12 protein-coding genes and 1 riboswitch are annotated in these 14,594 nt (G+C 69.3%); of the genes, 5 read left to right on the forward strand and 7 right to left on the reverse strand.

Features of this window, described 5'->3' with window-relative positions; genetic code table 11:
- Positions 1–51: 51 nt before the first annotated feature.
- The 7 genes from MUU77_RS16170 to ilvD form a co-directional block, all read right to left on the reverse strand.
- Positions 52–741: an ion channel gene (locus MUU77_RS16170; protein WP_245094591.1), complete on the reverse strand. Its 690-nt coding sequence runs from the start codon at positions 739–741 to the stop codon at positions 52–54.
- Positions 742–757: 16 nt separating this feature from the next.
- Positions 758–925, reverse strand: a complete 168-nt coding sequence (locus MUU77_RS16175; protein WP_175502053.1) for a hypothetical protein — start codon at positions 923–925, stop codon at positions 758–760.
- A complete protein-coding gene (locus tag MUU77_RS16180; protein WP_245088933.1) occupies positions 922–1,521 on the reverse strand; it encodes a DUF4136 domain-containing protein in 600 nt (199 codons plus the stop codon). The genes MUU77_RS16175 and MUU77_RS16180 overlap by 4 nt, the downstream gene beginning before the upstream one ends.
- A 100-nt stretch (positions 1,522–1,621) precedes the next feature.
- Positions 1,622–3,508 carry a phosphomethylpyrimidine synthase ThiC gene (thiC, locus tag MUU77_RS16185; protein WP_245088935.1) on the reverse strand — a complete coding sequence of 629 codons (1,887 nt, stop codon included), beginning with the start codon at positions 3,506–3,508 and terminating at the stop codon, positions 1,622–1,624.
- Positions 3,509–3,659: 151 nt separating this feature from the next.
- Positions 3,660–3,760, reverse strand: a riboswitch (TPP riboswitch).
- A 31-nt stretch (positions 3,761–3,791) separates the two neighbouring features.
- Positions 3,792–5,633, reverse strand: coding sequence for a methyl-accepting chemotaxis protein (locus MUU77_RS16190; protein ID WP_245088937.1), 1,842 nt, complete (start codon positions 5,631–5,633; stop codon positions 3,792–3,794).
- Between the two features lie 73 nt (positions 5,634–5,706).
- Positions 5,707–6,555 (reverse strand): PhnD/SsuA/transferrin family substrate-binding protein, encoded by an 849-nt coding sequence (locus tag MUU77_RS16195; RefSeq protein ID WP_245088939.1) that lies wholly within the window; start codon positions 6,553–6,555, stop codon positions 5,707–5,709.
- Positions 6,556–6,562: 7 nt separating this feature from the next.
- A complete protein-coding gene (ilvD, locus tag MUU77_RS16200; protein ID WP_245088941.1) occupies positions 6,563–8,404 on the reverse strand; it encodes a dihydroxy-acid dehydratase in 1,842 nt (613 codons plus the stop codon).
- A gap of 367 nt (positions 8,405–8,771) precedes the next feature.
- On the opposite strand from ilvD, the gene ilvC reads away from it, so the two are divergent.
- From ilvC to MUU77_RS16225, 5 genes are all read left to right on the forward strand, one after another.
- Positions 8,772–9,779: a ketol-acid reductoisomerase gene (gene ilvC / locus MUU77_RS16205; protein ID WP_245088944.1), complete on the forward strand. Its 1,008-nt coding sequence runs from the start codon at positions 8,772–8,774 to the stop codon at positions 9,777–9,779.
- Positions 9,776–11,524: an acetolactate synthase 2 catalytic subunit gene (gene ilvG / locus MUU77_RS16210; protein WP_245088947.1), complete on the forward strand. Its 1,749-nt coding sequence runs from the start codon at positions 9,776–9,778 to the stop codon at positions 11,522–11,524. Before ilvC ends, ilvG begins: the two co-directional genes overlap by 4 nt.
- Positions 11,508–11,780: an ACT domain-containing protein gene (locus MUU77_RS16215; protein ID WP_245088950.1), complete on the forward strand. Its 273-nt coding sequence runs from the start codon at positions 11,508–11,510 to the stop codon at positions 11,778–11,780. Before ilvG ends, MUU77_RS16215 begins: the two co-directional genes overlap by 17 nt.
- Positions 11,781–11,852: 72 nt before the next feature.
- The gene (locus MUU77_RS16220; protein ID WP_245088953.1) at positions 11,853–12,986 is read left to right on the forward strand and encodes a threonine dehydratase; all 1,134 of its coding nucleotides are present in this window, start codon (positions 11,853–11,855) and stop codon (positions 12,984–12,986) included.
- Complete coding sequence (locus tag MUU77_RS16225) at positions 12,983–14,536, forward strand: 2-isopropylmalate synthase (protein ID WP_245088956.1); 1,554 nt, start codon at positions 12,983–12,985, stop codon at positions 14,534–14,536. Before MUU77_RS16220 ends, MUU77_RS16225 begins: the two co-directional genes overlap by 4 nt.
- Positions 14,537–14,594: the final 58 nt, after the last annotated feature.

Raw genomic sequence — 14,594 nt, forward strand, 5'->3', positions numbered from 1 at the left:
TCCGGGATCGAAGCGGCATGACGGCCGCCCCGGAATGATACCGGCACCGGCTCAGTCGCGAGGCGGCGCTGGCTTGACCCTGAGGATGGTCAGTCCGATCAGCCGCGACACCACCACCGCGATGTACATGACCCCTGCGAACTGCTCCAGCATCACCAGTGCGCGCGCCTGCGGCAGGATCGGCACCACGTCGCTCAGGCCCACGCCCGACAGCAGGCTGAAACTCAGGAACAGCAGCTCCATCCAGCTGCGTGCGGAGGTCGGGTCGACCGCGGCGGTGAAGCTGCCCGGATACAACTGCTGGCACACCGAGAAGGCGAACGCGAACGCCCACGCCAGCAGCGTGAAGGTGGCGCCGGCGGCGAACAGTTCGTCGCTGGTGACGGCATGGTCCTGCAGCATGTAGGCGATCAGGCTGCCGGCCGTGTAGAAGTACAGGCCGCTTTCCAGCAGGTGGGCGTAGATGCCCAGGGAGGGTTGGTCGAACAGCGCCGCCGCCAGCGACAGCAGCACCGAAGGCACCGCCAGCGACCACGCGATCCAGTTGACCGCCGCGCTGCGGTTGACCACCCACAGCGCCAGCGACAGCACCAGGATGCCGAACGCGCCGAACAGCGCGCGGCCGGCCTGGGTATCCTCCATCACCGGGTACAGCAGGATGCCCGCCAGTTGCACGATGAGCAGGAAGGCGGAGGGATGGCGGCGCAGCGTCACCAGCCAGCGCAGCCAGGCGATCGGCATCGTCATGCGGCGCGCATCACTTGAAGTGGTAGACCAGCGCGTAATACACCACGTAGACCCAGGACAGCACGCCATGGATCACCGCCCACAGCAGCGACTTGTTGGCGCTCCAGGAGATGGTGATCGCCAGGGCGGTACCGAAGCCGATGCCCGCCTTGGCGATGCCGCTGCCGCTGCCCTTCACGGCGACACCGCCGGCGTGCCGGCACCCGCGCGATACGGGTAGCGCATGAAGATGTCCGCGATGGCCGCATCGATCTTCGCGCCGCGCTCCTCGGGTTTGGTGCGTCCCACGCGGCCCACGGCGACGCCGGTCCAGACCAGCCGGTTCTGCCTGGCATCCACCAGGTCCACGTTGAGGGTGCCCTCGGTGTACTTGTACACATCGGTGCGGTCGCGCCAGTACGGCACGGCGAAGTACCGCCGTGCGCGGTAGCTGTAGTAGTAGTCGTAGTCCACTTCGGGGGTGCTGTAGACGTCGGTCTTTTCCTGCATGTAGGCGTTCAGGTTGACCCACAGGTCCGGGGACTTCTCGTCGTACACGTAGCCGCGCGCCTCCATCTGCCGGCGCGCCGCATCCTTGATGCGCCCGCTGGTGAGGGTGGCGTAGCCCTGGCTCTCGATCGCCAGCGGCGAGTAGAACGCGAACGTGCGGTACCGGGCGAAGTCGGCGGACGGGTCGACATCACTGGTGATGCGAGGGCCGGTGGCGCAGGCCGCCACCAGCAATATGACCGCCAGCAGCAGGCTGTAGCGGGCGAGGCGGATGATCGCAGGCATGGCAGGTCTCCGTAGGTTCGGCACGGGCCCACCCCTGCGGCGGGCCGTGTCCACAAGTACGGGGATGCGGGCCTATCCGTCGCAGGGCCCGCGTCCGCGTTCAGCCCTGACGATACACCTGCGCCCCCTGGGCCAGGAACTCGGCCGACTTCTCGGCCATGCCGGCCTCCAGTGCCCTGGCCTCGTCCACCCCGTGCTCGGCCGCGTAGTCGCGCACGTCCTGGGTGATCTTCATGCTGCAGAAGTGCGGCCCGCACATGCTGCAGAAGTGCGCCAGCTTGTGCGCCTCCTTGGGCAGGGTCTCGTCGTGGAATTCCTTGGCCTTCTCCGGATCCAGGCCCAGGTGGAACTGGTCCTCCCAGCGGAACTCGAAGCGCGCCTTGCTGAGCGCGTTGTCGCGCACCTGCGCACCGGGATGGCCCTTGGCCAGGTCGGCCGCGTGCGCGGCGATCTTGTAGGCCATGATGCCGTCGCGCACGTCCTGGCGGTTGGGCAGGCCCAGGTGCTCCTTCGGCGTCACGTAGCAGAGCATCGCGGTGCCGTACCAGCCGATCATCGCCGCGCCGATGGCGCTGGTGATGTGGTCGTACCCGGGCGCGATGTCGGTGGTCAGCGGGCCGAGCGTGTAGAACGGCGCCTCGCCGCACTCGCGTAGCTGCTTGTCCATGTTCTCCTTGATCAGCTGCATCGGGACATGGCCGGGGCCTTCGATCATGCACTGCACGTCGTGCTTCCACGCGATCTTCGTCAGCTCGCCCAGCGCCTCCAGCTCGCCGAACTGCGCCGCGTCGTTGGCGTCGGCGATGCAGCCCGGGCGCAGGCCGTCGCCGAGGCTGAAGGCCACGTCGTAGGCCTTCATGATCTCGCAGATGTCCTCGAAGTGCGTGTAGAGGAAGTTCTCCCGGTGGTGCGCCAGGCACCACTTGGCCATGATCGAGCCGCCGCGCGAGACGATGCCGGTCACGCGCTTGGCCGTCAGCGGCACGTGGCGCAGCAGCACGCCGGCATGGATGGTGAAGTAGTCCACGCCCTGCTCGGCCTGCTCGATCAGCGTGTCGCGGAAGATCTCCCACGTCAGCGCCTCGGCCCGGCCATCGACCTTCTCCAGGGCCTGGTAGATTGGCACCGTGCCGATGGGCACCGGCGAGTTGCGGATGATCCACTCGCGCGTCTCGTGGATGTGCTTGCCCGTGGACAGGTCCATCACCGTGTCGCCGCCCCAGCGGATCGCCCACACCAGCTTCTCCACTTCCTCGGCGATACCCGAGGACACTGCGCTGTTGCCGATGTTGGCGTTGATCTTGGTCAGGAAGTTGCGGCCGATGATCATCGGCTCGCTTTCCGGGTGGTTGATGTTGTTGGGCAGGATGGCGCGCCCGCGGGCGATCTCGTCGCGGACGAACTCCGGGGTGATGGACGTCTGGATGCTGGCGCCGAAGGCTTCGCCCGGGTGCTGCTTCAGCAGCATCGCATCGCGCACCGCCTCCAGCCGCTGGTTCTCGCGGATGGCGACGTATTCCATTTCGGGCGTGACGATACCGCGCCTGGCGTAGTGCATCTGGCTGACGTTGGCGCCGGCCTTCGCGCGCCGCGGCAGGATACGGCCGGGGAAGCGCACGCTGTCCAGCTTCGGGTCGGTTTCGCGGGAACGGCCGAACTCCGAGCTGAGGGCCGGCAACTGTTCGGTGTCCCCGCGCTCCTCGATCCACTTCGCGCGCAGCGCGGGCAGGCCGGCGGCCAGGTCGATGGTCGCGGCCGGATCGGTGTACGGGCCCGAGGTGTCGTACACGGTGACGGGCGGATTTTCCTCGCCGCCGAAGATGGTGGGGGTCTGCGTCAGCGCGATCTCGCGCATGGGCACCTGCAGGTCCGCGCGGGAGCCCTGCACGAAGATCTTCCGTGAACCGGGAATCGGACGCGTCACCGATTCGGAGAGTTGCCCGGTCTGTTGCAGCAGATCGGCGGCGGACTTGGGAATGGCATTCATCGGCATCGTCCTTTCTGAATCCCCGCACGGGATGTGCGGGCTCTTGCGAGGGATTCGCAGAGCGAGACGCGAGGATTCGCATCACGGGGACGAAGCGGCGGCGCGGCGGCGGACGGATGGCGGGCCCACGGAGGGGACGACACGGCAACACGGCGCAGCCTGCGAAGCTTCCCTACGCCGGTCTCAACCGGATCAGGTTCGAAGGGTCTGTCTCAATCACCGGCCCGGCCGGCGATACCCCCGCTTCGGGGCGAATTAGACCACAAACCGCCGGGCCGCGACGTCATTCCAGGGTATAGCCCACGCGGAATCCGCCCCAGTGCCGCCCGGCCACGTACACGGGCACGGACAGGTCGAACATGATCTGACCGGTATCCCGCCGATAGACCTGCAGCCGGTAGGGGTCGGTGTGCGCGCCGACCGTGCGGCCCACCCGGTCGGTGAACAGGCGCTTGGTGCGGTTGCCGACCAGATCCTGCGCCGGATCGCCGGTCAGGGGCTGGCTGAAGCGCAGGTTGTGGGTGGGCACGTAGCCGTCGGGATTGGCGCAGATGGCGAACACGATCCACGGATGGCGTGCGGCGACCGGCTCCTGCAGCGCGGGCAGCACCTCATCGCACAGCCGGTCGAAGGGCGTGGTGAACTTGGCGGGCGTCACGCCCGGGATGGGCGCGTAGTCGCGCGAGAACAGGGCGTCCTCATCGATGCGCCCGTCATGCAGGGCCTGCTCCAGCGCCCCGCCCACCTGCGCAGCCGCCGCCTGCGCCAGGTCGCGCACGCGCGCATGGCGGCGGTGGCCGAGCGGATCGGCCGGCAGGCGGAACAGGCCCACGCAGTCGCGCAGGGTATCCGCGCCCTGCGCCAGGGCCTTGCCGCGCGCGGCGACATGGCCCGCATGCTCCAGGTTGCTTCGGCTCAATGCGGCGACGCGCTCGACGGCGGCATCGATGGAGGTGATCTCCCCATCCTGGGCCGACACCCGTTCGACCACCGAGTCCATCGCCTTGCTCGCACGCGCCAGCAGGTCGCCGATGCCGCCCAGCACCTGGCCGGTGGCCTCGGCCGAGGCGGCGCTCTCGCCCAGCGCGCGGCCGCTTTCGTCGAGGATCACGCGCACGTCGCGCGCCGCCGTCGCGGCCTGCTCGGCCAGCCGGCGGATTTCCGTCGCGACCACGGCGAAGCCGCGTCCGGCGGGGCCCGCGCGCGCCGCTTCGATGCTCGCGTTGATCGAGAGGATGTTGGTCTGGAAGGCGACGGCATCGATCACTTCGATGACCTCGCCCGCCCGTGCGGAGCGCCGCTCCACTTCCCGCATGGCCTCGCCCAGTTGGCGTGCGGCCTCCATGCCGTGGCGCGCGCTGGCGTCGGCACTGGCCGCGACCTGGATGACCGCCTGCAGTTCCTCGCCCGCGCCCTGCAGCCCTTGCAGCAGGCGTCGCGTCGCATCCAGCACGGTATCGAGTGCGGCGACCTGGGCCTGCGACTGGTCCAGCAGCTCGCTGTTCTCGCCCACCAGGTGGGGCACTTCCGCTGCCACCTGTACCGACAGCGAGACGGCTTGCCGGATCGCCTCGGCCAGGTTGCCGAAGCCGGCGGCGATCTGGCGCGACAGGGGATGCGGCGCCTGGTCCGGCGGCAACGTCAGGTCCAGATCGCAGCTTCCGAGCCGTTCCCCGATGCGCTCGAGCAGCACGCGCTCACGCGCCGCGTCGGCCATGCGCTGTGCGAGCACCTGCAATGCGGGCGACGCGACGACGGCGGGGTCTTCGCCTTGCGCCAGTCGCGCCACATCGCGCAGCATCGCGGCCGTCTCGGGGTGCGGCAGGGAGAGCAGCCAGCCTTCTCCGTCGCGGTCGGCCTGGTAGCGGATGCGGCGCGCGGGGTCGCCCCCGGGCGCATGCCAGGTGCCCTCCTCATCGTGCAGGGCCGACGGCGGCAATCCCCAGAGGATGTCGCAGGGCTGGCCCAGCACCTGCTCCGGCGCCAGCGCCAACAGGTCCCAGGCGGCGCGGTTGGCGGCCACCACGCGCGCTGATGCATCCAGCCGCATCAGCCCCACCGGCGCATCCGGCAGGGCGATGCCGCCGTTTGCGGTGGTCGCCTGCATTTGTTCCGTCGCTGACATCACGCTCTCCTCCCTACCCGATAGCGGCCGGGGGAGAGACGGATTGAGACGCCTGTTCAGCGGTACCCGGAACTCAGGGGTCTTCCAGGACAACCTGGGACAGCCGCACAGGGTCCGCCACGACGAAGACCGTGGCATCTCCAAACTCCGGCCAGCCCGCCCGCAGCGCCGCCATCACGGCCGGGGCCTGGTCGTGCGCCTCCAGCAGCCAGGCCGTGAACTGCTGGCACGGCACGTCGGCCGCGGGACGACACAGCAGCGGGCCGGGCGGGATGGGATCGGAACGCCACAGTTCGACCACGCCGGCCGGGCGGGCGGCGTCGTAGACATCGGCCGCGAGCGCGGCCACGTCGGCGCGACCGCTCGCCACGGCCTCCAGGGCCGCCGCATGCGAGCCGGCGTACGCAACGTGGGCGAAGCCTGCATCCGGCGCCAGGCCGCGCCGGCGCAGTTCGCGCACCGGCACGAAGCCGCCCGAGGCCGAATCGCGGCCGACCAGGGCCAGACGCAACGTCCGCGCCTGCCGTTCCAGTTCGCCCGGCGCCTCCAGCCCCTGCCGGCCGACCAGCACGGCGCGGTAGCGGTCGGCCTGCAGCGCCGGCACCTGCGGCACGGGCAGCGTCGTCAGCGGCTCGCTCGCACGCCGCGCCTGCAGATACCCATGCAGATTGGGCACGGCGACATCGGCCTCGCCATGCCGCAGCGCATCGACCAGCGCCGTGGGCGAGTCGAACAGGCGGATCTGCACGGGATGCCGGGCGCGCAGGCCCAGATAGTCCGCCAGCGGCTGGATCGCGGCGGCGCGGTCGCGCTGCGGATACGCATAGGTGGCGATCACCCAGGCGCGTGGCGGCGTTTTCTGGGCCCACGCGGGCGGAACGGACAGCAGCGAAAGGACAACGAAAAGAAAGGCGCGGATCATCCCGCTATCAGACACCATCCAGCAGCTGCCTGTCGCGTACCGCGCCCTTGTCGGCGCTGGTCGCGAGCAGGGCATAGGCCTTGAGCGCCGTGCTGACCCTGCGCGCGCGCGGCTGGGCCGGCTTCCAGCCCTTCGCGTCCTGCTCGGCGCGACGCACCGCCAGTTCGTCGTCGGCGACCAGCAGCGAGATGGCACGTTGCGGAATATCGATGCGGATGCGGTCGCCGTCGCGCACCAGGCCGATCGCGCCGCCCGCCGCCGCTTCCGGCGACGCATGCCCGATCGACAGGCCGGAGGTGCCGCCGGAGAAGCGGCCATCCGTCAGCAGCGCGCACTGCTTGCCCAGTCCTTTCGATTTCAGGTAGCTGGTCGGGTACAGCATCTCCTGCATGCCGGGCCCGCCTTTCGGGCCTTCGTAGCGGATCACCACCACGTCGCCCGCCTTCACTTCATCGCCCAGGATGCCGGCCACGGCCGCGTCCTGGCTTTCGAACACGCGCGCAGTGCCTTCGAACACGTGGATCGACTCGTCCACGCCGGCCGTCTTCACCACACAGCCATCGACAGCGATGTTGCCGTACAGCACGGCCAGGCCACCCTCCTGCGAGAACGCGTGCTCGACGCTGCGGATGCAGCCTTCCGCGCGGTCGGTGTCCAGCGACGGCCAGCGCGTGGCCTGGCTGAAGGCGACCTGGGTGGGGATGCCGGCGGGGCCCGCCTTGTAGAACGTGGCGACCGCGTCATCGGGGTTGCCGGCCACGTCCCACTTCGCGATCGCCTCCCCCAGCGACTTCGCATGCACGGTGGCGACATCGGTATGCAGCAGGCCGCCGCGTGCGAGCTCGCCGAGGATGGCCATGATGCCGCCGGCGCGGTGCACGTCCTCGATGTGGTACTTCTGCGTGTTGGGCGCCACCTTGCACAGCTGCGGCACGCGGCGCGACAGGCGGTCGATGTCGCGCATGTCGAAGGGCACCTCGGCCTCCTGCGCCGCGGCCAGCAGGTGCAGGATGGTATTGGTGGAACCGCCCATCGCGATGTCCAGCGTCATCGCGTTCTCGAACGCTTCCAGCGTGGCGATGCCGCGCGGCAGCGCCGTCGCATCCTCGCCGCCGTACCAGCGGTGGCACAGCTCCACCGCCAGCACGCCGGCGCGCTTGAACAACTGCTCGCGGTCCGCATGCGTGGCGACCACGGTGCCATTACCCGGCAGCGACAGCCCCAGCGCCTCGGTCAGGCAGTTCATCGAGTTGGCGGTGAACATGCCGCTGCACGAACCGCAGGTGGGACAGGCGCTGCGCTCGACCGCGGCGACCTCCTCGTCGGACACGTTCGGGTCGGCCGCCATCACCATCGCATCGACGAGGTCGAGCTTGTGGTCGGCCAGGCGCGTCTTGCCGGCTTCCATCGGCCCGCCGGAGACGAACACCGTCGGGATGTTCAGCCGCAGCGCGGCCATCAGCATGCCGGGGGTGATCTTGTCGCAGTTGGAGATGCACACCAGCGCATCGGCGCAGTGCGCGTTGACCATGTACTCCACCGAGTCGGCGATCACCTCGCGCGACGGCAGCGAGTACAGCATACCGTCGTGGCCCATCGCGATGCCGTCGTCCACGGCGATGGTGTCGAATTCCTTGGCGACGCCGCCGACCCGTTCGATCTCGCGCGCCACCAGCTGCCCGAGGTCCTTGAGGTGCACATGGCCCGGGACGAACTGGGTGAAGGAGTTGGCCACCGCCACGATGGGCTTGTGGAAGTCCTCGTCCTTCATGCCGGTGGCGCGCCACAGCGCGCGGGCGCCGGCCATGTTGCGGCCGTGGGTGGAGGTCCTGGAACGGTACTCGGGCATGAAAACCAACGGTGCGGCGATGACGTGGGAAGCCTTGATTCTGCTGGCTTTTCACGGTTTCAGTTGCAACCATATCGACTGAAATCATCCGATCGTCGCAATCGGCGCAAAAGCGCTTGACACGCTTTGGAGCGGCATGTTTCCCTTGCCGCATGTTGCAGCGCCACACACCCACGACGACCGGCCTCACCGCAGCCTCTGCGGCGTCCTTCCTCGTACTCGTCCTTATTACCTCGCCCACAAGTGCGGGACGGACCGGCGTGTAAGCAGCAGAAACGCCAGATTCGCAAAACCCCGCACTGAGAAGTGCGGGGTTTTTTGTTTAAGCCCCTTCGATACCCCATCAACCCTCAGGAAAACCCGCGCCATGACCACCGCCAACGCTCTCCCGCAACCCAAGATCACCGTCGTCGGCTACGGCAGCCAGGGCCGCGCGCACGCGCTGAACCTGCGCGATTCCGGCTTCGACGTCACGGTGGGCCTGCGCCCGGGCGGCCCGACCGAAGCGAAGGCGCAGGCCGACGGCTTCGCGGTGAAGGCGGTGGCCGATGCGGTGAAGGACGCCGACCTGGTGGCGGTGCTGACGCCGGACATGGTGCAGAAGAAGCTCTACAACGAGGTGCTGGCGCCGAACATGAAGCAGGGCGCCGTGCTGCTGTTCGCGCACGGCCTGAACGTGCACTTCGGCATGATCGAGCCGCGCGCCGACCTGGACGTGGTGCTGGTGGCGCCGAAGGGCCCGGGCGCGCTGGTGCGCCGCGAATACGAGATCGGCCGCGGCGTGCCCTGCATCTACGCCGTCTACCAGGACAAGAGCGGCAAGGCCGAGCAGTTCGCGCTGGCCTACGCCGGCGGCCTGGGCGGCGCGCGCGCCAACATCATCAAGACCACGTTCAAGGAAGAGACCGAGACCGACCTGTTCGGTGAACAGGCCGTGCTGTGCGGCGGCGCCTCGTCGCTGGTGCAGGCCGGCTTCGAGACGCTGGTGGAAGCCGGCTACCAGCCGGAAATTGCCTATTACGAAGTGCTGCACGAGCTGAAGCTGATCGTCGACCTGTTCTACGAAGGCGGCATCACCCGCATGCTGGAATTCATCTCCGAGACCGCGCAGTACGGCGACTTCGTCAGCGGCCCGCGCGTCATCGACGCGTCGGTGAAGGCGCGCATGAAGGACGTGCTGACCGACATCCAGAACGGCACCTTCACCCGCAACTGGCAGGCCGAGTACGACGCAGGCCTGCCGAACTACAAGAAGTTCCAGCAGGCCGACAAGGACCACCCCATCGAGAAGGTCGGCAAGGAACTGCGCGCGAAGATGGTGTGGCTGCAGGCCAACGCCGCGCAACCGGATACAGACGAGCAGGCCGCCGCATGAACGCCGCCGCGGCCACTGCCCCACGCAATGGCGCCCGCTGGCTGGCCCACGCCCTGGAAGCCGAGGGCGTGGACACGCTGTTCGGCTACCCGGGCGGCACCATCATGCCGTTCTACGACGCGCTGGTGGATTCCAACCTGAAGCACATCCTGGTGCGCCACGAGCAGGGCGCGGCGCTGGCGGCGAACGGGTATGCGCGCGCCAGCGGCAAGGTCGGCGTGTGCGTGGCCACCTCCGGTCCCGGTGCGTCCAACCTGGTGACCGGCATCGCCGACGCGATGCTCGACTCGGTGCCGATGGTCTGCCTGACCGGCCAGGTCGCCACCACCCTGATGGGCACCGATGCGTTCCAGGAACTGGACGTGTTCGGCCTGACCCTGCCGATCGTGAAGCACAGCTTCGTCGCCCGGCGCGTGGACGACCTGCCGACCATGGTGCGCGAGGCCTTCCGCATCGCGCGCGAAGGGCGTCCCGGCCCGGTGCTGATCGACCTGCCGAAGGACGTGCAGATGGCCGACGCCTCGCACTTGCCGGCCCACGTGCCGGCCGGCGTCGATCCGGTTCCCGCGCCGGAAGATGCCAAGCTGGCCGAGGCGTTGGCCGCGATCGCCGGTGCCGAGAAGCCGGTGATCTACGGCGGCGGCGGCATCGGCATCGCCGACGCGGTGGACGCCTTCCGCCAGTTCGTCGACGCGACGAAGATCCCCACCGTGCTGACCCTGCGCGGCCTGGGCGCCCTGCCCGCCGGCCACCCGCATTACCTGGGCATGCTGGGCATGCACGGCACGCGCGCGGCCAACATGGCGGTGCAGGAGTGCGACCTGCTGATCGTGGTGGGCGCGCGCTTCGACGACCGCGCCACCGGCAAGCTGGCCGAGTTCGCGCCGTTCGCCCGCGTGTTGCACGTGGATGCCGACGCCTACGAGATCGGCAAGCTGCGCACCGCCGACATCGCGGTTCCCGGCGACGTCGCCACCAGCCTGAAGGCGCTGACCGCGGCACGCAGCACCTGCGACGAGTGGCGCAAGCGCTGCGTGGGCAACCGCGAGCGTTTCGGCTTCCGCTACGACGCGCCCGGCAGCGACATCTACGCGCCCGGCCTGCTGAAGCGGCTGAGCGAAGTGGCGCCGGACGACGCGATCATCGCCTGCGACGTGGGCCAGCACCAGATGTGGGTGGCGCAGCATTGCGGGTTCGCCCATCCGCGCAACCACCTGACCAGCGGCGCGCTGGGCACGATGGGCTTCGGCCTGCCGGCGGCGATGGGCGCGCAGTTCGCCTGCCCCGACCGCACCGTGGTGCTGGTCAATGGCGATGGCGGCTTCATGATGAACGTGCAGGAGCTGGCGACCATCGCCCGCTGCAAGCTGCCGGTGAAGATCGTGCTGATCGACAACAGCGCGCTGGGCATGGTGCGGCAGTGGCAGGAGCTGTTCTTCGCCGAGCGCTACAGCGAGATCGACCTGTCGGACAATCCCGACTTCGCCGCGCTGGCGCGCGTGTTCGGCATACCGGCCCGCCACATCAGCCGGCGCGACGAAGTCGAGGACGGCCTGGCCGACCTGCTGGCCCAGCCGGGCCCGGCGCTGCTGCACGTCACCATCGACATCAAGGCCAACGTCTGGCCGCTGGTGCCGCCGAACCACGCCAACAGCTCGATGCTGGACGCCAATCCCGCAAAACCATCCGCCGAGCCTGCCGTCGCGGCCGACGGCCCGGAGAAGAAGAATGCGTTACCGGCTTGAACTCAGGCTCAAACCTGCCGAAGGCGCGTTGCTGCGCGTCCTGGGCATGATCGAGCGCCGCGGCTTTCCGCCCCACGCGGTCCATGCCACCCACGACGGCGAAGGCTATTGGGCGCTGGCGCTGGTGATCGACAGCACCCGCGCGCCGGAGACGCTGCGCCAGCAACTGCTGAAGATCTACGATGTGGAGGAACTGTCCTTCAGCGCGGTGCAGGAACTGAGCAGGGACCGCCGCCACCAGGACCGCGCCGCATGAATGCCACGCCCGCCAACGCGGACGCCGTGGTCCGGAGGCGTCTTCTTCGACATCAGCCGTTCGCGTGCCGCGATGCCTGATGCCGGCCGCGCCCCCGCCGGTACCGACCCCGACGTAGGCGACGTCGCCGTCACCGTGGCCGACGTGCTGGCGGCGCAGGCGCGGCTGCGCCGTTACCTGCCGCCCACCCCGATGCATCACGCCGAACGCTTCGGCGTGATGCTGAAACTGGAAAACCTGCAGCGCACCGGTTCGTACAAGGTGCGGGGCGCGCTGAATGCATTGCTGGCCGCGCGCGAGCGCGGCGACCGCCGCCCGGTGATCGCGGCATCGGCGGGCAACCATGCGCAGGGCCTGGCCTGGGCCGCTTACCGGCTGGGCGTGCAGGCCATCACCGTGATGCCGCACGGCGCACCGGCGACCAAGATCGCCGGGGTGGCGCACTGGGGTGCCACCGTGCGCCAGCACGGCGACAGCTACGACGAAGCCTTCGCCTTCGCCAGGGAACTGGCCGAACAGAACGGCTACCGCTTCCTGTCCGCCTTCGACGATCCGGACGTGATCGCCGGCCAGGGCACGGTGGGCATCGAGATCGCTCCCTACACGCCCGATGTCGTCATCGTGCCCATCGGCGGCGGCGGCCTGGCCTCCGGCGTGGCGCTGGCGCTGAAGTCGCAGGGCGTGCGCGTGGTCGGGGCCCAGGTCGAGGGCGTGGATTCGATGATCCGCGCGATGAAGGGCGACCTCACGCCGGTCAACCCGGTGGCTTCGCTGGCCGACGGCGTACGGGTGAAGGTGCCCGGCTTCATCACCCGGCGCCTGTGCACGCAGCTGCTGGACGACGTGGTGACCGTGCGCGAAGCCGAACTGCGCGAGACCCTGGTGCGGCTGGCGCTGGAAGAACACCTGATCGCCGAGGGCGCCGGTGCGCTGGCGCTGGCGGCGGGTCGCCGCGTGGCCGGCAGGCGCAAGTGCGCGGTGGTGTCCGGCGGCAACATCGACGCCACCGTGCTGGCGCAGCTGCTGTCCGACGTGCGCCCGCGTCCGCCGCGCAAGCCACGCCGCCGCAACGCCGAGGGCGAGCCCTCGCTTGCCCGCGGCCGCGCACCGCGCGCGGCCGTCCACCCATCCCCCGCAAAGACCGGTGCGCGCCGATACGAGGCCCCCGCCATGGAAACAGAAGTACACGAGGAACCCATCTGGTGAACACGCCCACCCATCCGTCCCCCACGCATATCCGCATCTTCGACACCACCCTGCGCGATGGCGAGCAATCCCCCGGCTGCAGCATGACGCCGCAACAGAAGCTGGTCATGGCGCGGGGCCTGGCCGAGCTGGGCGTGGATGCCATCGAAACCGGCTTCCCGGCCAGTTCGCAGTCCGACCGCGAAGCGCACGCGATGATCGCGCGCGAGCTGCGCGAGACCACGCTGGTGGTGCTGTCGCGCTGCCTGGCGGCGGACATCGAGACCTCGCTGCGCACCGTGGCCGCCGCTGCGAAGCCGCGCCTGCACCTGTTCCTGTCCACCAGCCCGCTGCACCGCGAACACAAGCTGCGCATGAGCCGCGAGCAGGTGCTGGAGTCCATCGACAGGCACGTACGCCTGGCCCGGGGCCACATCGACGAGATCGAGTTCTCCGCCGAGGACGCCACCCGCACCGAGGAGGATTTCCTGCATCAGGCGATCGCCGCCGCCATCGCGGCCGGCGCGACCACCATCAACCTGCCGGACACGGTGGGCTTCACCACGCCGGAAGAGATCCGCGGCATGTTCGAGCGCGCGATCGCCAATGTGGCGGGCGCCGACAAGGTGATATTCAGCGCGCACTGCCACAACGACCTGGGCCTGGCGGTGGCCAATTCGCTGGCCGCCATCGAAGGCGGCGCGCGCCAGGTGGAAGGCTCGATCAACGGCATCGGCGAGCGCGCCGGCAACTGCGCCATCGAGGAACTGGTGATGGCGCTGAAGGTACGCAACGCCTTCTACAACCTGGACACGCGCATCGACACGCGCCGGATCGTGCCGACCTCGCAGCTGCTGTCGCGCCTGGTCGGCATGCCCGTCCAGCGCAACAAGGCGATCGTCGGCGCCAACGCGTTCGCCCACGAATCCGGCATCCACCAGCACGGCATGCTGCGCCACCGCGGCACCTACGAGATCATGCAGCCGCAGGACGTGGGCTGGCCGTCGTCGCAGATGGTGCTGGGCCGCCACAGCGGCCGCGCCGCGGTGGAGCAGCGCCTGCGCGCGCTGGGCTACTGGCTGGAAGAGGACGAGCTGAAGCTGGTGTTCGAACAGTTCAAGGCGCTGTGCGAGAAGCAGCGTGTGGTCGGCGATGCCGACCTGCAGGCGCTGATGCAGGACGCGGCGGTCAGCGACGGCTACCGCCTGGCGTCGATGACCATCAGCGATGTCGGCAGCCGCGCCAATGCGCTGGTGGAACTGTCGGATCCGGACGGCAACCGCGTGTCGGAAACGGCGCAGGGCAACGGGCCGGTCGATGCATTGTTCAGCGCGCTGGCCGCCGCCACCGGCGTGCAACTGCAGCTGGAGAGCTACCAGGTGCACAGCGTCGGCATCGGTGCGGACGCGCGCGGCGAAGCCAGCCTGTCGGTGCGCTGCGATGGCGAGGACTACGAGGGCACCGGGACCAGCAAGGACATCATCGAGGCCAGCGCGCTGGCATGGCTGGATGTCGCCAACCGCCTGCTGCGGCAGCGTCGCGCCGAGAAGCAGGAAGCGGCTGCGGCTTGAGAGGCAGGAGTGAGTGGAGAGGAGTGAGGAGTGAGTAGAAGCACTGCCCTCCCTCACT

The organism is Pseudoxanthomonas sp. F37 (assembly GCF_022965755.1).
Classification (GTDB): Bacteria; Pseudomonadota; Gammaproteobacteria; order Xanthomonadales; family Xanthomonadaceae; genus Pseudoxanthomonas_A.